The sequence below is a fragment of the SAR324 cluster bacterium genome, assembly GCA_029245725.1.
Taxonomy (GTDB): domain Bacteria; phylum SAR324; class SAR324; order SAR324; family NAC60-12; genus JCVI-SCAAA005.
Genome location: JAQWOT010000129.1, coordinates 21,680 through 44,154, shown reverse-complemented (window position 1 = coordinate 44,154; position 22,475 = coordinate 21,680). Strand labels below are relative to the sequence as shown.

Annotated in this window: 22 protein-coding genes; 14 read left to right on the top strand and 8 right to left on the bottom strand. The window is 46.2% G+C overall.

The genetic code is table 11. The features are described from left to right. Positions 1–101 precede the first annotated feature (101 nt). The 10 genes from P8O70_05800 to P8O70_05755 all read left to right on the top strand — a co-directional run bounded on the left by P8O70_05800 (position 102) and on the right by P8O70_05755 (position 13,025). Entirely contained in the window at positions 102–2,012 is a 1,911-nt protein-coding gene (locus tag P8O70_05800; protein MDG2196390.1) for an ABC transporter substrate-binding protein, read from the top strand. 73 nt (positions 2,013–2,085) lie between these two features. Continuing rightward, positions 2,086–3,075: an ABC transporter permease gene (locus P8O70_05795; protein ID MDG2196389.1), complete on the top strand. Its 990-nt coding sequence runs from the start codon at positions 2,086–2,088 to the stop codon at positions 3,073–3,075. A 1-nt stretch (position 3,076) separates the two neighbouring features. Further along, complete coding sequence (locus P8O70_05790; GenBank protein MDG2196388.1) at positions 3,077–4,579, top strand: sulfatase-like hydrolase/transferase; 1,503 nt, start codon at positions 3,077–3,079, stop codon at positions 4,577–4,579. Positions 4,580–4,601: 22 nt separating this feature from the next. After that, positions 4,602–5,735, top strand: coding sequence for an ABC transporter permease (locus P8O70_05785; GenBank protein MDG2196387.1), 1,134 nt, complete (start codon positions 4,602–4,604; stop codon positions 5,733–5,735). Positions 5,736–5,743: 8 nt separating this feature from the next. Next, positions 5,744–6,775 carry an ABC transporter ATP-binding protein gene (locus P8O70_05780; GenBank protein MDG2196386.1) on the top strand — a complete coding sequence of 344 codons (1,032 nt, stop codon included), beginning with the start codon at positions 5,744–5,746 and terminating at the stop codon, positions 6,773–6,775. After that, the gene (locus tag P8O70_05775; GenBank protein ID MDG2196385.1) at positions 6,765–7,829 is read left to right on the top strand and encodes a dipeptide ABC transporter ATP-binding protein; all 1,065 of its coding nucleotides are present in this window, start codon (positions 6,765–6,767) and stop codon (positions 7,827–7,829) included. Before P8O70_05780 ends, P8O70_05775 begins: the two co-directional genes overlap by 11 nt. Before the next feature lie 13 nt (positions 7,830–7,842). After that, positions 7,843–8,967, top strand: coding sequence for an amidohydrolase family protein (locus P8O70_05770; protein MDG2196384.1), 1,125 nt, complete (start codon positions 7,843–7,845; stop codon positions 8,965–8,967). A gap of 44 nt (positions 8,968–9,011) precedes the next feature. Continuing rightward, on the top strand, positions 9,012–10,442 hold the full coding sequence (uxaC, locus tag P8O70_05765) for a glucuronate isomerase (GenBank protein ID MDG2196383.1): 1,431 nt from the start codon (positions 9,012–9,014) through the stop codon (positions 10,440–10,442). Further along, positions 10,439–11,923, top strand: coding sequence for a mannitol dehydrogenase family protein (locus P8O70_05760; GenBank protein MDG2196382.1), 1,485 nt, complete (start codon positions 10,439–10,441; stop codon positions 11,921–11,923). Before uxaC ends, P8O70_05760 begins: the two co-directional genes overlap by 4 nt. A gap of 16 nt (positions 11,924–11,939) precedes the next feature. Continuing rightward, complete coding sequence (locus P8O70_05755) at positions 11,940–13,025, top strand: Ldh family oxidoreductase (GenBank protein ID MDG2196381.1); 1,086 nt, start codon at positions 11,940–11,942, stop codon at positions 13,023–13,025. 12 nt (positions 13,026–13,037) lie between these two features. Here the strand turns inward: P8O70_05755 and P8O70_05750 are convergent, their stop codons facing one another. The 7 genes from P8O70_05750 to msrB form a co-directional block, all read right to left on the bottom strand. Next, a complete protein-coding gene (locus P8O70_05750) occupies positions 13,038–13,427 on the bottom strand; it encodes an SH3 domain-containing protein (GenBank protein MDG2196380.1) in 390 nt (129 codons plus the stop codon). Positions 13,428–13,777: 350 nt separating this feature from the next. After that, positions 13,778–14,005 (bottom strand): hypothetical protein, encoded by a 228-nt coding sequence (locus tag P8O70_05745; protein ID MDG2196379.1) that lies wholly within the window; start codon positions 14,003–14,005, stop codon positions 13,778–13,780. Between the two features lie 278 nt (positions 14,006–14,283). Beyond that, the gene (locus tag P8O70_05740) at positions 14,284–14,781 is read right to left on the bottom strand and encodes a dienelactone hydrolase family protein (GenBank protein MDG2196378.1); all 498 of its coding nucleotides are present in this window, start codon (positions 14,779–14,781) and stop codon (positions 14,284–14,286) included. After that, positions 14,750–14,869, bottom strand: coding sequence for a dienelactone hydrolase family protein (locus P8O70_05735; GenBank protein ID MDG2196377.1), 120 nt, complete (start codon positions 14,867–14,869; stop codon positions 14,750–14,752). The genes P8O70_05740 and P8O70_05735 overlap by 32 nt, the downstream gene beginning before the upstream one ends. Positions 14,870–14,886: 17 nt before the next feature. Next, entirely contained in the window at positions 14,887–15,147 is a 261-nt protein-coding gene (locus tag P8O70_05730; GenBank protein MDG2196376.1) for a hypothetical protein, read from the bottom strand. Between the two features lie 236 nt (positions 15,148–15,383). Beyond that, positions 15,384–16,100 (bottom strand): alpha/beta hydrolase, encoded by a 717-nt coding sequence (locus P8O70_05725; GenBank protein MDG2196375.1) that lies wholly within the window; start codon positions 16,098–16,100, stop codon positions 15,384–15,386. Beyond that, the gene (gene msrB, locus P8O70_05720; protein MDG2196374.1) at positions 16,097–16,507 is read right to left on the bottom strand and encodes a peptide-methionine (R)-S-oxide reductase MsrB; all 411 of its coding nucleotides are present in this window, start codon (positions 16,505–16,507) and stop codon (positions 16,097–16,099) included. Before msrB ends, P8O70_05725 begins: the two co-directional genes overlap by 4 nt. A 251-nt stretch (positions 16,508–16,758) precedes the next feature. Here msrB and P8O70_05715 point away from each other — a divergent pair, with 251 nt between their 5' ends. From P8O70_05715 to P8O70_05700, 4 genes are all read left to right on the top strand, one after another. Further along, positions 16,759–17,931 (top strand): FIST N-terminal domain-containing protein, encoded by a 1,173-nt coding sequence (locus P8O70_05715; protein ID MDG2196373.1) that lies wholly within the window; start codon positions 16,759–16,761, stop codon positions 17,929–17,931. Between the two features lie 69 nt (positions 17,932–18,000). Beyond that, complete coding sequence (locus P8O70_05710; GenBank protein ID MDG2196372.1) at positions 18,001–18,882, top strand: DMT family transporter; 882 nt, start codon at positions 18,001–18,003, stop codon at positions 18,880–18,882. A 38-nt stretch (positions 18,883–18,920) separates the two neighbouring features. After that, positions 18,921–19,619 carry a glutathione S-transferase N-terminal domain-containing protein gene (locus P8O70_05705; GenBank protein MDG2196371.1) on the top strand — a complete coding sequence of 233 codons (699 nt, stop codon included), beginning with the start codon at positions 18,921–18,923 and terminating at the stop codon, positions 19,617–19,619. After that, positions 19,616–19,954 carry a tRNA-binding protein gene (locus tag P8O70_05700; GenBank protein ID MDG2196370.1) on the top strand — a complete coding sequence of 113 codons (339 nt, stop codon included), beginning with the start codon at positions 19,616–19,618 and terminating at the stop codon, positions 19,952–19,954. The genes P8O70_05705 and P8O70_05700 overlap by 4 nt, the downstream gene beginning before the upstream one ends. 7 nt (positions 19,955–19,961) lie before the next feature. Here the strand turns inward: P8O70_05700 and P8O70_05695 are convergent, their stop codons facing one another. Further along, the gene (locus tag P8O70_05695; protein ID MDG2196369.1) at positions 19,962–22,466 is read right to left on the bottom strand and encodes a hypothetical protein; all 2,505 of its coding nucleotides are present in this window, start codon (positions 22,464–22,466) and stop codon (positions 19,962–19,964) included. Positions 22,467–22,475: the final 9 nt, after the last annotated feature.

The window sequence follows — 22,475 nt, the reverse complement described above, 5'->3', positions numbered from 1 at the left end:
ATGCTTTAAATTACGGGTAAATGACAGCAGTCTTTTGTCCAATGAGTTCATTTCATTCCAAAAATCTTAACTAACTGGAGTTAGTAAAAAGAGGACACTTCATGAAACGATCTACTTTTCTCAAATCTCTCGTTGCTCTTGGATTTTCTACAATCATTGGGAGCACAGGAGTAATTGCAGGGGAATCCCCCGATCTCGAAGCAATGGTCAAAGCCGGGACATTGCCACCATTGAATGAGCGTCTCCCTGAGATTCCATTGATGCTGCCTGTTGTTGACGAAATTGGTCAATACGGTGGCACACTCCGTCGTGCGTTCCTTGGTCCAGGTGACCACAACAACTACACAAGAGCCGTCTACGACGCACTAGTTCGTTATGCACCAGACGGAAGCCAGATTGTTCCTCATATCGCAGCAGGTTGGGAATCTAACGAAAACTTCACAGAATGGATTATTCGCCTCAGGCCAGGCGCTAAATGGTCAGACGGCACTCCATTCAACGCTGATGACATTATGTTCTGGTACGACAATATTTTGATGAACCAAGAACTAATGCCCGGTGGTGTTGGCTGGATGAAAAACGGAGATGGTTCATTGGCCTCAGTCCAAAAGCTTTCGGACTACTTGGTCAAGTGGACTTACAAGCAGCCAAACACAGCCTTCCTGCTAAATATGGCGAACCTGGATGGTGCTGACAAATCGATCAGCAATCTAGTATTTGTTCCAGCTCATTATTTGAAGCAATTCCATCCTGACCATACCAGCAAGGCTAGCTTGGATGCCAAGGTAAAAGCAGCAGGTTTTGATACTTGGACCCAACTATTCGCGGTGGAAGCACTCCCGCATTTGAGCGGTAATCGACCAGGCATGGCGGCTTGGGTTCCAGATGGAACAACTGTTTCGGACCAGGTCTTCACGATCAAACGTAATCCGTATTTCGTGGGAGTCGATCCACAGGGCAACCAACTGCCCTATATTGACGAAATCCGCTTTACCTTCTTTGCGGACAAGGAAGCTTTGAACCTTGCAGCAGTTGCTGGTGAGATTGATTTTCAGGGGCGTCACATCAACATGAGTAGTTATCCTGTTCTCAAAGAAAACGAGAACAACGCAAACTATCGTGTGGTTACCTGGCCAACCTTTGGAGGCTCAGATGCAGTTGTGATGCTGAACCAAACGTGGATAGGCCCTGAAGGTGAATACTTCCGCAATAAGAACTTCCGCATCGCGCTTTCTCACGCAATTGATCGAGATGCCATCAAGGAGCTAGCATTCTTCGGCCTTGGTGAAGCTCGTCAAGGAGTCCCTGCTCCCTTCCACCCTTACTACCCTGGAGATGAATACGCCTTCCGCTATACCGAGTTCAATCCAGAAGAATCTTCGGCAATGTTGGATAAAGTTCTTCCAAACAAAAACAGCGATGGACATCGTCTTATGTCCAATGGACAGGTACTTGACATTGAAATTGGGGTGGTCCCTCAATTTGGTGCTTGGACAGATATCGCACAATTGATTGTGGAGAATTGGGCAGAAGTCGGAGTCAAAGCACATGTGGAAGTTCGTGAGCGAGCTCAACACTTCTCGATGCGCCCAGCCAATGAGTTGATGTCAGAAGTCTGGAACGAAGACACCACGGGCTTCCCTTTCAGTGGTCAACCCAAGTTTGATCCCCGAAGTGATCCAGCTTTGACCTTTGCACCCTTAGTTGCCAAGTGGTATGCATCCGGCGGTAAGGAAGGACAAGCTCCACCTGCTGAAATCAAGCGCTTGGTCGACATCATTGATGAAGCCAAAACTTCTGGACGTAATCGGCAAATCGCCCTGGCCAAAGAACTCTTCCAAATCTGGGCTGATAATGTCTGGGAAATTGGAACCGTTGGGATGACCCCAATGATTCAGGGAGTTCTAGTTGCGAATGATAAGCTGCGCAATGTTCCAGCCGTTGCTGGAAACGATTGGCCTCTGCGTACTCCAGGAGATACCCGTCTCGAACAGTATTTCTATTCACGCTGAGTCACACTCCTAGCGGTCTGACTTCTTTTTGGAGCCAGACCGCACTCCAAACGTCTGTCCCAGACATTTCTGAATGTTAATCTATATCATCAAGCGGCTCCTGCTGTTGCCGTTCCTGCTACTGATCTTTTCTGTCATCGCCTTCCTCTTGATCCAAGCTCCTCCTGGTGACTTTCTAACCAGCTATATTGCTGAATTGGCAGCATCGGGATCCTCGATGGAAAGGGCCCAGATTGATGCGTTGCGTGCGCTCTATGGCCTTGATCAGCCCATGTACCTCCAATATTTCAAATGGATGGGAAGAATCCTGACTGGAGACCTGGGAGTATCATTGGATTGGCAACGTCCCATTAGTGAACTAATCGGTGAACGCATGGGGCTCACCCTCGCCCTTGGCTTGGGGACTTTTGTATTTACATGGTTGATTGCGATCCCGATTGGAATTTTCTCAGCCACACGCAAGTACTCTTTTTTTGATTACTTCTTCACTGTTTTTAATTACTTCGGTGTTGCCACTCCAACTTTCATGACGGCTTTAGTCCTGATGTGGATAGCCTTTAAATACTATGGTGTGAGCGTCACAGGACTTTTCTCAGCAGAGTACATCGATGCTCCCTGGAGTTGGGATCGAGTCGTAGATTTGTTGCAGCACTTATGGCTTCCCGTTGTCATTCTTGGGTTGGATGGAACTGCCCGTCTTGCCAGAGTTATGCGGGCCAACTTACTCGACGAGCTAAAAAAACCGTACATGGAGATGGCACGAGCCAAGGGTCTCTCCGAGTGGCATCTCGTCATGAAATATCCTGTCCGTTTAGCAATGAACCCCCTGATAAGTACGATTGGTTGGTATCTACCTCTTATCTTTTCTGGAAGTGTAATTGTCGCAACGGTAATGAATTTGCCCACCATAGGCCCTATGTTGCTTAGGGCTCTGATCAGCCAGGATATGTTTCTGGCAGGCACAATCATTCTCTTCTACATGATGCTAGCAGTGGTTGGCACATTGATTTCTGACATTCTCTTGGCTTGGCTGGATCCCAGAATTCGACTGGACGAGGAGTAAAATGTCACAAAAGCTAGAAAACAAACCCAATATTGTTTTGATCATGCCGGATCAACTCAGGCCTGATTTTCTTGGATGCTACGGCAGCAAATTCGTTCAAACTCCCAATATCGATATGCTTGCCCAACAAGGGTTACAATTCAACCGGGCCTTATCTCCCTCCCCAATCTGCATTCCAGCTAGGGCATCTCTACTCACAGGACACAACGCCCTCTCAACTGGAGTATTAACGAACAACTACTGGCTGCGCCCAGACCATGAAGATTGTGGTCTTCTCAGTTTTACCAACGCCCTTTTAGAAAATGGCTATCATAATGAAGGCATCGGCAAGATGCACTTCATTCCCTGGGACCAAGAGGAGGGATTCAGTCATCGTTGGATTGCTGAAGACAAGCGCCATATCCATATTCAGGATGACTACGCTGATTATTTGGCAGCACGAGATCTTCGGAAGCTTGCTGGCACAGAAGAACCTGGCTACCGAGCGGGCCGAATGGCTTCCGTCAACCCAATCCCATTGGAACACCAAGTGGACGTTTGGGTTGGAGATCGGAGTGTGGAGTTTATCAAGGATTTCCGCCAGGATAGACCATACTTTCTGTGGGTGGCTTTCCCAGGACCACATGATCCTTACAACCCACCCTCAGAAATTCTTGATTACATGCGTCCGGCAGAAGAGTTTCCCTTTTCAATTCCTGGAACCGCAGACAGTCAGAACTTTCAAAAGGGGTTTATTCAAGCCCACCTCACTGGATCAGCTCAAGCAGATTTTCGAGAGTTTCCAGAATTAGCCAAACAGACCATTCGACGACACTATGCAGGTTTGGTTCAGATCATTGATCACCAAGTCGGACAAATTTTAAGTGCTATAGAAGAGCAGAATTCTGAGCGTGAGACACTAATCTTCTTCACATCAGATCATGGTGATTTTCTCGGTGACTTCGACATGGTTGGTAAGGCTTTATTTTACGAATCCTCTTCTCGTATACCGCTGATTGCGAAAGGAACACCCTATCAGGTTGGACAATCCAAGAGCTTGGTTTCGTTGACAGATCTATACGCAACAATCCTCAGTCATGCGGGAATAAATATGATAGCTCAGGACTCCCAGGTAATCTCCACAAAGCCTGAGCAGCAGGCTCGTAAAAACCTGTTTGGAGCTACAGGTGCTGGGCTAATGTGGTTTGAAGAGCGTTGGAAATTATCACGCTACAAAAATGGACTCAGTACTTTATTTGATATGGAAGCGGACCCCCTCGAACAAAACAACCTACTTCTTGATCCTGATTTTGATGATATCCGCAACCACATGGAAGCAGAGTTAACCAAATCGTTGATGGAGGGTCTGGTTCAGGGTCATCAAGAAAAATCATATCCCTACATGACACTTACTCCAGATCATGCTGGGCATCATAGAAATTGGCAGCGTCTCTATCCAGCCAATACCTGGGAAAAACCTAACGAAATGAAGGCCAATTGGGGCAAAGCGGGGATGCCTGTATGAATCATTTTGCACAAGCCTACAGATGACTTCTCAAATCACCTTGAGCAATGAAGTCAACGAAACGGTCAAGGATGAGGCCTTTGACTTAGCTCCTAATTGGAAGCTTATCTGGTGGCGTTTTAAGAAGCATCGGTTAGCTTTAGTCAGTGCATTTGTGTTGCTTGGAATCATTCTGATTGCTCTGTTTCCAGATTTCTTCAGTATTCAAGATCCCAACAAATCGAGTGCTCGTGAATCTTTCATGCCGCCTCAGGGGATATCCTTTTTCCATGATGGAAGTTTCCAAATCCATGTTAAACCACTTAAAGGGAAACGGAATAAGACAACACTCAAGATGGAATGGGGTGTCGATGAGAAGAGAATTTTACCTCTTCATTTCTTGACAAGTGGTTATGAATACGAGGTCTTTGGGCTTTTCAAAACAGATCTACACCTCTTTGGTGTTGAAAAACCATCCGCTCGAAATTCGTTTCACCTGCTGGGTACCGATCGTCTAGGCCGAGATCAATGGTCTCGACTTATGCATGGAACCAGAGTTTCACTTTCAATCGGGCTGGTCGCAGTTGGGCTAAGTATTTTTCTTGGAATCCTGCTCGGTGGAATATCAGGATATTACGGAGGCTGGCCCGACTTAGTCATTCAAAGGTTGATCGAGATCCTTCAATCACTGCCACCTATTCCCATCTGGATGGCCTTGACTGCAGCCTTGCCCAGAGACTGGACGGTAGAGCAGACTTACTTTGCGATCACGCTAATCCTCTCACTGTTGGGCTGGACAACACTAGGGAGGGAGGTTCGTGGTAGGTTTTTGTCATTGAGAGAAGAAGACTTCGTCATGGCCGCAAAACTTTCCGGGTGCAGCCAAAGTCGAATCATCTTCCGACATATGCTACCCACCTTCACCAGTCACATCATTGCCACCAGTACTCTGGCTATTCCTGTAATGATCATTAACGAAACATTTTTGAGCTTCTTAGGTCTCGGTTTGCGTCCGCCTGCTATCAGTTGGGGTGTACTCTTACAAGAAGCACAGAATCTTCAGTCGATTGCCCTGGCTCCTTGGTTGTTGCTTCCTGGCTTGGCTGTCATCTTTACCGTTCTTGCGCTCAACATCCTGGGGGATGGCTTGCGTGATGCCGCAGATCCTTATAGTTGAGAATACAAATGACAAATCAGCCTCTGCTAGAAGTCCGCGATCTGCAGACTGTTTTTGAGCTTGATGAGGGATCTGTCAAAGCGGTTGATGGAGTCAGCTTTGATGTGTATCCAGGGAGAGTTCTCGGTATTGTTGGTGAAAGTGGCTGCGGCAAAAGTGTCACGATCAAGTCAGTCCTACGTTTGATCGAAAAACCTGGCAGAATTGCAAACGGTGCCATTCGCTTTCGGTCAAAAATTCTGGGTAATTCCTCTGATGAAATGGTTGATCTTGTTCAGTTACCGGCTAAGAGTGCTCAACTTCGGGCCTTGCGAGGGAATGAGATCGCCCTGATTCCCCAAGAACCAATGGCTGCATTCAGTCCAGTGCATACCATTGGCAATCAATTGATAGAGGTGATTCAACTCCATCAACCCGGCAGTGATGAAGAAGCGAAAAAGATTGCTGTGAATCGTCTCAAAGAAGTTGGAGTTCCAAATCCAGAAAGCGCAATGAATCGCTATTCTTGGGAACTTAGTGGCGGGCTTCGTCAACGTGCGATGATTGGAATGGCTCTTACCTGCGATCCACTGCTCCTTATAGCTGATGAACCCACCACTGCCATTGATGTCACCACACAGGCTCAAGTGCTGAGCCTACTGCGCAAGCTACAACAGGAGCATCAGACATCAATTATCTTCATCACCCGTGACCTTGGAGTGATCGCCCAACTCGCTGATGATGTCGTGGTGATGTATCTAGGAAAGGTGATGGAGAGTGGCCCAGTTGATCAAATTTTTCATAATCCCCAACATCCCTACACGCGGGCTCTACTTAGATCTATCCCAACCGTCTACACAAATAATCGCAGTCGTCTACCAACGATCTCAGGATCAATTCCTCACCCATTTCAGAAACGTACAGGTTGTCCGTTTGTGGCCCGTTGCCAAGAGGCTCTCCCGCAACAGAAGTGTTCCAATCAAGCACCAGTACTCAAAGTGATCAACGAACACCAATCAGTGAGTTGCTTCCTTCATGAAGAGGAGGTCAATGTCAGCTGAACCAACCCCATCAACTTTGACTGCTAGTACACTCATGCCTCCGGAGCGCTTGCTAGATGTCAAGGAGCTAAAAAAATATTTTCCTATCCGAAAGGGGGTTTTTAAAAGTGTAGTAGGCCAGGTAAAATCTGTTGATGGGGTTACATTTCATTTAAACCAGGGAGAGACCTTAGGGCTTGTGGGTGAAAGTGGCTGTGGAAAAACAACCACTTCCCGATGTCTGCTACGTGCCATCAATCCAACATCTGGTGAAATCCGTTATCGTCAAGCTGATGGGCAGTTGGTGGATGTGACACAACTAACCAGTGACCAACTGAGAGCACTACGTAAGGAGATGCAGATGATCTTTCAAGATCCATTTGCCTCTCTCAATCCTCGAATGAACTTACTTGATCTTGTTGGTGAGCCTCTTTTGGTCAACGGTGTCGCCAATCGCAAAGAACGAAGTGATCGAGTCGCTGATCTGCTTCATCTTGTGGGCCTGAGACCAGAATATATGCGTCGGTTTCCACATGCGTTTAGTGGAGGTCAGCGGCAAAGAATCGTGATTGCCCGCGCCCTGGCGCTAAATCCTCGACTGGTCGTAGCCGATGAGCCAGTCTCTGCTTTGGATGTTTCAGTACAGGCCCAGGTACTCAATTTATTGCTGGATCTGCAGGAACAGTTGAAGCTGACTTACCTGTTTGTTGCGCATGATTTGAGTGTCGTTCGTCACATTAGCGATCGTGTGGCCGTAATGTATGTGGGCCGGATTGTAGAAATGTCTCCAACAGATGAGCTTTTCCTGGCTCCAAAACACCCTTACACCGCGGCTTTGCTATCAGCCGTACCGGTTGCTGATCCCAGAATTCGCTCAAAGATGCAACCCTTGGAGGGAGATGTGCCCAGTCCGTCCAATCCCCCTAGTGGTTGCCATTTCCATCCCAGATGCCCCTTTGCCACTGATTTGTGTCGGCAAAAAGCACCAGACTTGGAAGAAGTCCAACCTAATCACTTCGTGGCCTGTCATCGGCAAGCCGAGTTAGCATTGTCTGGAGTCTCTCAGCCAACCTGATCCTAGTAGAAACATGCTCTTTTCAGCTGACCAAAAAATTCACGTCGATGAACAAGGGACTCTAAAAGAGTCCCTTCAGACTGTTGATGGTGCAGTTCAATCTGAAAGAAAGAGAACCCTTGGGTTGTGTGATATCCAGCTCAATGGTTTTGCTGGCATTGATTTTAACAATCCAGACTTAAACCCCGAAGAATTCCATCGATCGATGCAGGCTCTCCTGAAAACTGGGGTGACCAACGTACTTCCGACTTTGATCACTGCTGATCAAGTAGATTTGCATCAAAACTTTGAAGCATTAGAGAGGGCACGGGCGTTCTCTCCCATTGCACAGATGATGGTGCAGGGATATCACCTAGAGGGACCTTTTCTCAATCCAGCACAAGGTTTTGCAGGTTGCCATCCTTCTCAGTTCATGGGAGAAAAGCCATCTTGGGAAAAGTTCGCGAGTTGGCAAGCTGCAGCAGGAGGTCGAATCAAGCTTCTGACTGTGGCTCCAGAGATGCCTGGTGTCCTTGAATTGATTGCCAAATGTGTTGAAAGTGGAGTCCGCGTATCTCTCGGTCATACGAACGCTTCGCATGAAGATATCCGAAAAGCAGTGAATGCTGGGGCATCGTTATCAACACACTTGGGCAATGGGGTTGCCCAGTTATTACCGAAAGTTGACAATCCGATTCTGAGCCAACTTGCTGAGGAAGGTCTTTCTGCTAGTTTTATTGCGGATGGCTTTCATCAGAAACCTCATGTACTGAGCGTCTATATCAAAGCCAAGGGTTCAGACCGAACCATCTTAGTCAGTGATGGAACAGCAGCTTCTGGGGCAGTTCCTGGAATCTATTTTTTAGGCGCTACAAAGATTCAATCCAAACCTGAAGGTGTGGTGCATCTCTTTGGAACCCAGAATCTTGCTGGTTCAGCAGCAACTCTGCTGGAATGTCTGCAAAATGTCATAAGTTGGTACAACGTCTCTCTTGAACAAGGAATTCGCTGGACCTCAATCCAACCTAGAAAGCTATTGGGCTGGCCAACCACACAAAATGTTGGAGATCTTGCTGAATTGTTGGAGTGGGAATACATCAATGACCGTTGGAGCCCAGCATCTGTTCAACTTGGCACGCAGTTCATCAAAATTCATTGAAGAAACAACTGGAAACACACAAAAACTCAAATGGAGCGATGCTAATGAAACCCTATTCGCCATTTAATCACCCAGATAGACTGTTCAGTTCAGATCCATCCCAACGCAATGTTGCGCGAAGACTTTATGAGGAAGTCCGTGATCTCCCCATCGTTAGTCCACATGGTCATACCGATCCAAGTTGGTTTGCTCTAAACCAAAATTTTGGTAATGCGACAGAACTCTTCCTGATTCCTGATCACTACCTATTCCGAATGCTCTACAGTCATGGGATTTCCCTAACAGACTTGGGAATTCCGACTCGTGACAGTTCACCTACAGAAATGGATCACAGGAAAATTTGGCGAATATTTACTGAACATTATTATCTGTTTCGTGGGACTCCGTCGAAGATTTGGTTCGATCACGCCCTGCATGAGGTTCTAGGAATCAATGTTCCCATGCTGCTGGAGAATGCCGACCAAATTTATGACGAAGTGAACGCAAAACTCTCAAGCGAAGCCTTTCGTCCGCGTGCCTTGTTCGAACGCTTTCAAATCGAGATCTTGGCAACAACTGAATCTCCTCTTGATCCCCTGACTCACCATCAAACAATAAAAGATTCAGGCTGGCAGGGTAATGTCATTACCGCATTCCGCCCAGATCCAGTGGTTGATCCTGAGTTTGAGGGCTTTGCTGAAAATATTGGGAAGTTGGCTGAAATTACTGGAGAAAATGCTAATACCTGGAATGGGTACCTGAAGGCCTTGCAACAGCGACGAGAATTTTTCAAGTCGATGGGAGCTACTTCCACAGATCATGGGCACCCAACTGGAACTACAGCAGATCTTTCCCGAGCCGAATGTGAGCGGCTTTTGTCGGGAGCACTAGCAAGGAATCTCAGTGCTGTAGAAGCAGACCAATTCCGCGGACAAATGATCACAGAAATGGTGAGGATGAGTCTGGACGATGACCTTGTTGTCCAGTTGCATCCGGGATCCTTCCGTAATCATAATCAACCGCTCTTCGAACGTTTTGGTCGTGACAAAGGAGCGGATATCCCAATAACGACTGATTATGTCAATGGGCTTAGACCACTACTAAACAAATTTGGCAATGAACCTCGACTCAGCATGATTCTGTTCACCCTTGATGAGACCAGCTACAGCCGAGAGTTAGCCCCACTTGCTGGACACTATCCTATCCTCAAGCTAGGCCCTGCCTGGTGGTTCTATGACAGTCCAGAAGGGATGTTACGCTTCCGTAGACAAACAAACGAAACCACAGGTTTTTACAACACTGTTGGTTTCAATGATGACACCCGAGCTTTCATGTCAATCCCTGCTAGACACGATTTAGCTCGACGAATTGACTGCCGCTATCTGGCAGAACTCGTCTGTGAACATCGAATGAGCGAAGAGGAAGCTAGGGAAGTTGCAATTGATTTAGCCTACCAGCTCGTAAAGAAAGCTTATCGATTCAATGAGGAAAAATGAGTCGCGCATTAGCACTGCAAGAAAAATTTGGTAATCGCTACCCTCGAGAATCCTGTGGGATTGGTATTGTTCATCTTGGTATCGGCGCATTTCATCGCGCTCACCAAGCTTGGTATACTGACAAGTTACTGAGCCTATACCCTGGAAACTGGTCCATCTCCGGTATCAGTCTTCGGAGCCCAAATGTGCGAGATCAATTGGCTCCCCAAGATGGATTATACACTCTGGTGGAGAATGACCGCTGCGGGCAGCGTATGGAAGTCATTGGAGCCGTTCGTGAGGTACTTTGTGCTCCTGAGAACCCAGCAGCTGCCCTCAATCGGCTTTGTCACCCAGAAACCAAAGTTGTTTCCTTAACAGTCACCGAAAAGGGCTACTGTCACGATCCAGCTACGGGTCGTTTAAACCAGAAACACCCTCAAGTGATAGCAGATCTCGAAAACACAAATCAACCTAGCTCCGCCTTGGGTTATCTTTGTGAGGCACTTAATCGGCGTTGGAAACAAGATTTGGGTCCGTTCAGCATTGTTAGTTGTGACAATCTGCCGAGCAACGGCAAAGTGCTGAGGGGACTACTCATCGAATTTGCAAAACTTCGTGATGCTGAACTTGCAGACTGGATCAACGATCGCGTTACCTGTCCAAGCTCAATGGTTGACCGGATCGTACCCGCGACTACAGAGAAAGATCATCAGAATGTGCAAAAGCAGCTTGGCTTAGAAGATCAAGGAGCTGTAGTCACTGAGAGTTTTTCTCAATGGGTCCTGGAGGACAATTTTTGTGAAGGTCGTCCGGCTTGGGAAGAAGTCGGGGTAACCATGGTTGATGATGTAACACCATTCGAGCACATGAAATTAAGAATGCTTAATGGCACACACTCGACTCTGGCCTATTTAGGCTTCATGGCAGGCCATGAGTTTGTTGCTGATGCCGCCAGTGATTCTGATTTTCAAAAGCTCCTTCTTGGAATGTGGCAGGATGAGATCATTCCAACTCTCAGTATGCCTGCAGGGATTGATCTTCAGGCCTATGCCCATGACCTTATGGCACGCTATCAAAACCCAGAACTCAATCATCGCCTCTATCAAATTGCGATGGATGGCTCCCAGAAGCTCCCTCAAAGATTATTAGGTACCCTCCGCGATCATCATGCTGCCAATCGACTTCCAAAAAGGGTCCTGCTCGCCATTGCAGGCTGGATGCGCTATGTGACGGGAATTCAGGAGAATGGTAATAGTTTTGAGGTGCAGGACCCCTTGACTCCAAAGCTGCGTCAGCTTGCCCAAGAGTCTGGATTTCTTAATGGTCAGTTGAATAGTGAAAAGACTACAGAATACGTAAATCAATTACTGCAAATAGAGGAAATCTTCAGCAGCGACCTAGCTAATAATACTATATTCTCTCAGCAACTTACCTCAGTCCTTCAAGAACTAACAGAGAATGGGGTGCGTTCAGTGCTGCGGCAAACGGTAATAGCCTAATCAACAGAGACATTCGATGAGCGAGAATCGAGACTGGGAAAATCAAATGAAGCGTTCCTCCGTGGAGGAATTGAACCAGTTCCTGATAACTGTTCTGGAAAAAGCAGGAACCCGAAGTGAGAGCGCTTCAGCAGTTGCCAAAACTCTTTGCTCAGCCTCTATAAAAGGTGTGGATAGCCATGGTGTACGATTATTACCACACTATGAAAAGGTTGTTCGAGGAGGGCGGGTCAATGGAAAATCACAACTAGAAGTGAGGGAAGTAACCCCAGTCGCAGTTGAGGTCAATGCAAACAACGGCTTTGGACATTATGCATCTTATCGTGCGATTGAGGAGGGAATCCAAAAAGCCAAAACTTACGGAATCAGTATGATTTCAGTGATTCACTCTTCACATCTGGGAGCACTTGGTAGTTACGTTGAAGAAGCTGCAAATGAGGGATTTCTTGCCTTTGGTTTCTCCAACACTGACACTCTAGTTTTGCCTCATGGATCGAAAAAGCCCTTCCATGGTACAAACCCGATCGCATTCGCAGCCCCAGTCGACAATGATACGCCATTCCTAATAGACATGGCTACAAGCTGTGTTCCTTGGAATCGTGTGGCCGATTATGAAGCTCAAGGACGACCATTACCTGACGATATTGCCGTCGATAAAAACGGACAACCAACGAAGAATCACAAAGAAGCCGTTGCGCTCAATTCCTTTGGTGGCAACGACTATAGCTACAAGGGTGCAGCTCTGGGTGGGATGATCGAAGTGCTTTGTTCACCTCTAACGGGTATGCCTTTTTGCTCACAAATCTTAAAGATGAACTCTGACGATTTGTCAATCCCCAGGCATCTTGGCCAATTTTTCATGGTTCTTAAGCCAGATCTTTTTGTCTCTCGTTCTACTTTCATGGAATTGATGCAGAACTATTTACAGGAACTGCGTTCCTTACCAGCACAAGAAGGAATGGCTGTTATGGCACCTGGAGATCGTGAGTGGCGGGTCAAAGAGGAAAGATCGGAGCTTGGAGTTCCAATACCAGCTTATCTGGAAGAAGAATTCAGCAGACTTTGCGGAATTTATGGTGTGAAAGAACTTGGTTACAACTGATTTATACCAATTTTAGCGTAAATATTCCCGAGCAACCCAGCCTTTGTGGCTTTCTTTGTAACGGGCTGGCCGATCAACCATCACTCTTGCCCAATCTCCTGAGAGACACTGTTCTAGAACTCTCATACCGGATTCCAACCTAGCCACCAACTCCTGATCTGAATCGTTGGGATTTACGTAAGTAACCTTCTCAAACTTGGTTCCAGGTCCGACTCTCAGGTTCACCCGATCTCCAACTACTTCTCTGTTCTTGCCAGTCAGATCTTTTCCATCGCAAGGGGACTCTGATTTCACAACTTCTGGTTCCGCCAGATTCTCTTTCGATGAGGCGCGATCAATCGTTTGATAATCCATCAGCGCTACAAATATGATGAGCAAATGGACAGCTACCACTAGGATCAACGTTATCCAAAACTGAGACGATTGGGAAAGTTTGCTAAACATCAAGGGTGGGAGATTGAAGAATCGAATTTACAAGACACTCATTTAACTAAATGGAGATAGTCTGCCGTAGATCACTTTTGGTGTCCACCCTTGGATTTACTACCAATAATAAAGAAGGGATTGATCGGAGATTTGTGGAGGATTCAAATGAGGCCTAATTGAGCCTTCGGTTTCTGATCCAAACCAAAAAAATCTAAGATTAGGTGGGAGTAGATAGAGGTTATTGATCAGAACAATGATCGCTTGAAAGTCTGGGTAAGCAGGAAGGCCCCACATCTTTGACGAGACCTCCTGCCTTCAAGCGATGATTAGACGGCTTGAGGATGCTTGTGATCAATCCCATACTGCTTGTGAATACCAGCAAAACCTAGCAGACCTTGCCAACCCTTGAGAAAAAACTGACGAACTGACACACTTTTTCTCTCTTCTCGCACTTTGACAAACTGGGTCATTGCAAACTCCCAGTCATCTCGATACTCATTCTTGAAATACCGTTGAAGCTCAATTTCTTGATATCTTTGATAGGCGGGAAGCATATTGTCTCCTGTAGAAAAAATTGTTAATTAATTTTTAGTTTATGTTTAGTAATTTTACTTAATTTTTTCGCACTTGCAAAATAATTTTAAATTTTTTTCTAAATTCTTTCCATATACAGTTTAATTTTTGTTGGAAAAAAATTTATCATATATAATTTTTGCTGAACAATAATTTAGTCAGATCCTGATTTTAATAAACAAATCAGGTCGATGGATGGGGATATGTAGAGTGATCTGATCTGAGGACCGAGCTTAGAGCCCGGTGATCAAAGTAGGTATTAAATCTTGATGTAGTGGTTCCAGAATGCAACCGTTCTTTGCCAGGCTAGCTTTGCTGAATCTTGGTCGAAACGTGCACCATTGGTCTCGTTATGGAACGTGTGGTTGACACCGGGGTACATATGCATTGTGAAAGGAGCAGCGTTTACTGTCAGTACATTGATGAATTCAGGAATGCCTTTATTGATTCGTTCATCCAGGCCCGCATAGTGTAACACTAAAGTAATTTTCATCTTAGGCGCATCCTCGGCGCTGACTTGACTTCTGTAGAAAGAAACTGAGCAACTAAACTCAGTTGAGTTTACAGCCAATTGAATTGCCATCCCACCTCCCCAACAAAAACTGACGCAGCCAACTCTTCCGGAACTATCGCTGTGATTCTTGGCGAAACTGACTGAAGACAAGTAGTCCTGCTGGGTGATTCCCCTGTCCAGTTCCCGAATCAAGCTACGAGCCTGATCCTGATCATTTGGCAACTCCCCCCCGACTGAGAGCATCAGGTGCTAAGGCCAAGTAACCCTCCACCGCTGCTCTCCGAGAAATGTCCATGATATGCGGATTCAAACCTCGATTCTCATGAATCACTGTCACAGCAGGTAGCTTTATGCGTTCTTTGGTTTTGCGACGTAAGCTTGAATAGGGCCATTTGGTCTCAGAATTTCATTAGTCCCAGCCGTCAGCCAGATATTCTGCTCCGCTACTACCTGGGCGGCCATCGCATAATTATTCTCCAATACTGGTAGCAGAGCTACTGGAGCTGTGGGCCCCCCTGCTAATAAGGCCAATATCTCCAGAAAATGACGTCGTGGCAATCTTGAGCTTGTGTATTCATCGTAAAGTTCGATGGTCGATTGCTTAAACATGTCTGACTCCTATGGGTAAAGATCATCCTAAGCAAGCAGCTGATAAGACTCTCCAACATTCAAGCAGGCAAATTATCAAGAAGGAAATCCATACCTCGCTCAAGCCGTAGGTAAGTCAAGGAATCTAAGCTTCTATTAATTCACGGGGTCATTTGAACTCAATTAACGGACACTTCGTCAGTTTTTCTGCTGAATCTTGGATTCTCAGGCTTATTCAATCATGAAAAGAATTTTGATCAATCGGCTAATCCCAGTAACCAATTACAAATAAGTGGTCCTACCTTGTCGCCAGCTTCTAGAGTGGATAGATGTCCAGCCCCTGAGATGATTTCAAGTTGAGCTCTTGTTATTTTAGCAGCCATTTCCTGATGAACAGCAGGAGGAGTCATTTGATCAAACTCCCCACACAGAATCAGGGTAGGACAGTCAATCGCTGCCAAAGTTTCAGTACTGTCCGGACGGTTAAAAATTGCAGTTTGCTGCCTTAAATATTCTTCAGGGGAAGTTCGATAGATCATCGCCTTCAGCTTCTCTGATTTCTGAACATCATTTAGATAATCCTGAGCTGTTAGCATCCCATGGAAACGGCTAGCCATCTGATCAAAATTGCCCTTTTCCACCAGTCGCATTGTTTGTTCACGGGCCTTTACACGCTCTGGAGTGTCCAGTCGATAGTTTGTATCACAGAGAATCAGGGCCTTTACACGCCCTGGAGCCTTTCTCCAAATTTCAAAGGAGACATAGCCACCCATTGAAAGTCCCCCAAGAATGAATTCTCCCTCGACCTCCTCCAAAACGAACTCCGCCATTTTGGAGATAGAATCTTGATTTCGCATAAGAGGTTGGTGTACCTCAAAACCAGCTCTCTGAAGATGTCCTTCAGTTGTTTCCCAGAGGTAAGGATCACAAGCCAGACCATGCAGCAAGACGGCAGGATATTGCTCGGGGTTCATTCTGTCTCATCTGGCTGAGGTGGCTGATGTTGCAACGAAATTGAATTCATACAGAAACGGAGACCTGTTGGGGCTGGGCCATCCTCGAAGACATGACCAAGATGTGCATCACAACGAGCGCAAAGTACCTCAGTTCGAACCATAAAATGGCTCCGGTCCACTTCAGTTGCCACCACTTCTGGATGTATTGGTTGGGTAAAACTCGGCCATCCTGTTCCAGAATCAAACTTGTCGTTTGCATCAAATAATAACTGACCGCAACATCTACAAACGTAGATTCCAGGTTTTTTATATTGATTGTAAGTCCCAGTGAAGGCCCGCTCGGTACCTTTTTGGCGACAAACGTAAAATTCCTCAGAGGTCAGTTGATTCCTCCATTCCTTTTCTGACTTGATCACTTTTTCCATAATTTATCTTGTGAAAATGAGGCTTGTGAATTGATCTCCACTCTGTTGAAGAAGAGATCGTTTAGATCATGAAATTCATGGCCTTTGAAAACGCTTTTTGTTAGCTTTGATCTGCTAGATTCAAAAAAAATGGTTCATAGTCATTTTACCGATAAAATACCTCAGCATCGAGACTGATAATTCCATTTCAAACACGGCCCTACTCGACACCAATCATAGCTGAGCGGCGAAGTCACTGGAGATTATAGTTCATGAGCGCTATCGGGACAGGAAGTTCCAGTAAATCTAACTCCGTTCAGGCAGTCGAAGAAGCCCTCCAACAAGCTCGCATGAAAGTTCAGGGGCTTGTGGATTGGGGACTGATCTTCTTCTCAGCAGAGCATCTTGATCATGCTGAGAAGATTCGACAAATCCTGGTTGAAAATACACCCGGAACGCAATGGACCGGTTGCAGTGCCGGTGGTGTACTTTCTGAAAATGGAGAAATCTTTGGGGAACCAGGTCTTGTCATCTTATTGGCCCAGACCCCAGAAATCAGAACCAATGCCCTAACAACCTGCCAGCGTCGAGAGCATTCTCCTAGTGTGGCTCACCAACTTCGTGAATTTCTTGAAGGGCTGAAGTGCGAGGAGCCCCTTTTCCTCTTCTTCCCTGATGCCTATCAGCAAACTCCACATAATTTCATCAATACCCTGCGCTATACAAGCAATCAGCCGCAAGTTTTTGGTGCAGGTTCCTGTGATGATGGTGCTTGGAATCGCTCAGTCCAACTGGGACAGGAGGAAATCGTCGAGCATGGCATATCTGGAATGACGCTGATCGGAGAATTTCGCTACCAAGTAGGAGTGACTCAATCAGCCCTTGTGATTGGGGAACCCATGTTCATCACAAAAGTAGAAAACAACCAGATTATCGAATTGGATGGACACTCAGCGCTGGAGTCTTATGTACAGGCAGCCGTGGAACTTGGATTCAATGATATCGAAAGCGCTGCGCAACAGTTGATGCTCAGCTTTCCGTTAAATCCTCAAGAGCCCCAGTTTGTTGGAGAGTCTACAATCATAAGGCATCTCAGTGGAATCGATGTAGTCACCCAAGGCTTGGAAGTCCCGGAGCTGGTGAAAGAGGGTAATGTTGTCTCCTTTGCCCTGCGTAATCGGTTAGCCGCAGAAGAAGATCTAGAGATTATGTTAGATCGAATCTGGGATACTTTGCCAGAGACACCTGATTTTGGAATCTATTTCAACTGTGCTGCACGTGGGCGTCCACTCTATGGTGAAGATGATGTCGACCTCAAGCAGATAAATCAACGTCTGGGTTCCTTTCCAATCATTGGTTACTTTGGAGCTTTTGAATTAGCCCAGGTACCCTTGGGGCTTCAACTCTATTCCTACACGGGTGTCCTTGTTCTGGTCTACCTTTGAACGATAACCGCTGGTCATTCTTTTCTACCTTTCAGAATCAGTCTCTACGACAAGAAAGCAAACAACTCATTGACTGATCAATCTCCTCATCGCATTCGGGGATTCCTGCTGGTCACAATGGGGGTTCTGTTCATCTCACCCGACTCCCTATTAATTCGGTTAGCTGATCAACCTTTGGAAATCCAACTCTTTTGGCGCAGCTTGTTGCAAGGTATCGGACTCGCACTATTCACAGGTTTGCGTTACCAACTTAATTGGTGGAAGCAGGTTCGACAAGTTGGGCGACCAGGATGGGTCGTGATGATAGGTTTGATTTGTAGCTCCACTTGTTTTGTTCTGGCAATTCAACATGCTCAAGTAGCTCACGTCCTGTTGTTGCTAAATACCACTCCAGTAATCGCGGGGTTACTGAGTTGGCTGGTGCTGGGAGAAAAAATCAACCGCTTGACCTGGATTTTGATCTGGATCAGCATTGTTGGGTCGACCTTAATTGTTATGGATAGCGCTGCCATGGGTGAATCAGGTTCAAGCGTGTTTGGACTTTTAATGGCGCTTGGTGCTGCGCTGGCGACCGCAATTAATTTTTTGGGCGCACGTTCTCGGGCTCCCTTAGATGTGACACCAGTGCTTGTGCCAGCCTGTTTCCTGCTTAGTATTGGATCTGGCTTACTCGGTGGTGCTACATTGCCCCCATGGGAAAATTTACGCTGGTTGTTATTGTTAGGGGGAGTTTGTCTCCCGATGGCTTACATTGGAATTCAATCTGGTCCACGCTATATCAGCGCACCAGAAACAAGCATGATCATGCTTCTGGAAAGCGTTTTCGGTATCCTACTAGCCTGGATATTCTTGCATGAATTACCCGGTAAGTTGGGCATTCTTGGTGGAGGACTCGTATTGAGTGGACTATTGACCAAGGCTTGGTGGGAGTGGAAGAAGCCCTCTCAGTAATTTCTTGTATACCCTCTCTTGTGATCGGATAAGTCTAGATGATCGAACTCTATTATTTTCCCACGCCCAATGGGCATAAAATCACCATCTTTCTCGAGGAAACCCAGCTCAATTACAGAATTCATCCGGTTGATATTCTCAAAGGTGATCAATTCGATAGCGAGTTCCTAAAGATTTCTCCAAACAACAAGATGCCCGCAATTGTGGATACCGAGCCTGAGGATGGAGAGAATCCTCTTCCCTTATTTGAATCGGGTGCAATCTTGCGATACCTCGCTCAAAAGACGGAAAGATTTTATCCTCAAGAAATTCGAGAAGGCTGGGAGGTAGAGCAGTGGCTAACTTGGCAGGTTGCGCACTTCGGTCCAATGTTGGGACAGAATCATCATTTTAACATCTATGCTCCAGAGCAAGTGCCCTATGCTCAGGAACGTTATACTCAGGAAACCAGCCGTCTCTACAGTGTCCTCAATAATCGGCTGAGGGGTCGCGACTTTGTGGCTGGGACCTATTCCATTGCAGATATGGCGATCTATCCTTGGGCAACCGGCTGGGAGAGGCAGAAGCAGGATTTATCAATGTTTCCATACGTGGCTGACTACCTAAACCTGATTGGTAGCCGACCCGCTGTCAAAAGAGCCTATGAGATCGGGCAACAATACCGAAGAGTTGATGCCAAGCAGATAAAACCTGAAGAATGGCAAACTCTTTTTGGCAATAAATTGGCGAAGACATGAGCAATCTATCTTGGACAGATTTTATGAAGGTGGACCTTCGGGTGGGGACCATTGTTGATGTGCAAACTTTTCCAGAGGCACTCAAACCAGCCTGGAAACTCTGGGTTGATTTTGGAGAAGAGTTAGGGGTGAAGCGCTCAAGTGCTCAAATCACCAAACATTACCAAGTAGAAGAATTACTCGGCAGGCAAGTCGTTGCCGTCGTGAATTTTCCACCAAAGCAGATTGGGCATTTCATTTCAGAGTGCTTGGTCACAGGTTTCCCAGATGAGCACGGATCTGTAGTTTTGGCAACACCCGAAAGAGTTGTTCCCAACGGAAGCCGACTCTTCTAAAAATTCGTCAACTCAGGATTGTCTTAAAATTGACAATATCTTTTCTCAAGGCATAAACGATTGTGGTCAGCGCAATGCTTCGTGAGTAGCCAAACCGTTGATGCATGTTGGTGATGATTGTCTCGACAAGCTTCTGAACTCCCAGGTCAATGCTATTGTAGTGATTTACGTCATTCAACTTGTGGAAGAAGGCATTGTGCAGCACTTCCGGGTTGATCTCCTCCTCAATTTTGCGATGTGAGAGTGCTCTGGAGTACTCTTGTGCAAAGCAATTGAGCAGGTTGTCATTTCTTGAGTTAATGATTGTCCTATTTCCTTCTAGCACTAACTCTCCACTAGATTGCAGATCTAAGAACTTTTGTGCAATCATCTGCCGGAACAACTCTTCATCCATTTCCGGCTCCATCACTCTCTCCATGCTCTTCATATAGTTGTAATCAGGCTCGTCTACTTTCATTCCGCTGTTTGGATCAATGAAGGTAAAGCGAGGCACCATCACGTGGGCAAAAGCTCTGTTTCTTTGTGCACGAGCCAATAGTGCGTATTGAAGGTATCTTCTCAGATCAGCCTCAATTTGCCGTGGATCGCGGTCCACAGTACAAACAGTGACTTCATTGCGAATGATGTGAAAGTAAATGGCTCGTACTACGCCCACCAATCCATGGAAGTCTCCGTAGTCTCCCTCCCCTTCCTGCAACTCATGGCGCCCGACACTTCGGTCTGGTATGGGCTTCCGCTTGCGTGTGTAAAGGGTATCGATCTCCAACCAATGATGTAAATCTGGGCCTTCTGTGATGATGCGGTTCAGTTGGCTTAGGAAGATGCCGACGTGCACTTTCAGTCCATCTGAACTTGCCATCGTGTTTCGCATCACATTTTGCAACTGTCTGATCGAGATCCCATTGCGCCCCTCGTTGGGATAGTGTTCCTTCCACAAATCCCGCATAAATTCATCGTCAATTAATCTTAAATCTTCCTCAGTGAAAAGCCCTGAGTCACGAAGGTTAACCGATTCAGGATGGTGAGAGATCTGATCTCGAAAACTATGTTCATCGTTTAGATTCAAACCAAGTCGCAGGGCCTCGTTTCGGAAAGGATGCCAGTGCGGAAGTTTTTTGATGGTATTGACAGGGTCTTCAGCGTACGCCGAGTAGATGAAAAGCTTTTGCTCAGGAGTGATGTTTAGATAGAGTTCAATTTTCCTTTGATTCCAACTTGAAGGAAACTTCTTCCGCATTGGTGGCAGGAGTCTTGTCATCACAGAGTAGTATGAGGCGATCCTCAGAAGGTTTGGATCAACGTCGTACTTCTCGCGCATATTTGCCAGATCTCTACGGAGAATATCGGTTTCACTACTTGCATCTAAAAGATAGTTGACGGGAACCTTCTCTATGCGGTCCAGCAACTTTGAGGAGGTCAGTTGGTGGTCCAGCAGTTCCATTTCCTCAATATTGGTTGTCAGGATTACTGTACTATCAACTGCCGTTTGCGTGGATTCAACTGAAACTCTACCGCTGCCCAGTAACATCAGTAGGGGCTTATAATCACTTTCACAAATCCGCTCTCCACTCACACCAAAGGCGTCATGAATATGGAGAATCCCTCGATTAGATCCAATAATTGACCCCTCATAATACCTCAAGGACTTGCCTGGTAAGTGTTCATTGACAATCCCCATATCTTCTGCACTGAGATCCTGTGGACTGACACGGACTCGCAGGTGTTGCATGTCATCAATATTGGAAATTCCATGAGCTTGGGCCCCAGAAAACTCGATCTCTTCCACTCGAACATACCTCTCTAAGACCTCAAAAAGACTCATCCCTTTGTTTTTCGGATTACTGAGGAGTTCTTCAAGAATATCGAGAGTCTTTTTATCAAGATTGGCATTTTGGTAAAAACTGGGAATTAGAAGTGTTCGTTCTTCTTGTTGCTGGTTGATATGATCGAAAAGTTCTTGCCGGGGACGGCTTAGATTCCCATCAGCTTTTTGCATCAAAGTAGGGAAGAGCAGCAGGGGATTATGATGGAAAGAAGAGTGTACTTCTACGCAGCGGCTTCCATCTTCGTTTTCAAAGCGGAAAAAGAAAGTATAGAGCCTTACAGAAACCTGCTTAGTGTATTCCTCCAAAGCACGAATAATCAGGTCTACAACATTTGTTTTTCCTGATGCGGGGGGACCCACAAGAATAATTCCCCGATTTGGCCCAACCTCTTTGTCTGCTGATTCAATGATGTCCAGTACCTGCTTGATGCAGTATTCCTGACCAAATACTGCATTGATACCATTGCTAAAAGGATCCCTGAAAACGTTGTAACTGATGACTGGTTCACCGCTCTGAATCACAATTTCGTGTCCAAAATATTTGATTGCGGCAGAGATAATTGAGGAAGAGGTATGTAGATGGGTTTCAGGTTCTTCGAGAAGATTATTTACAAAATCGGAGAAATGAATTGTGTTCTTTCGCCGATATCCCAACAAGTCGCGCAACTTCAACGGTAATTCGGCCATGCTAACTCC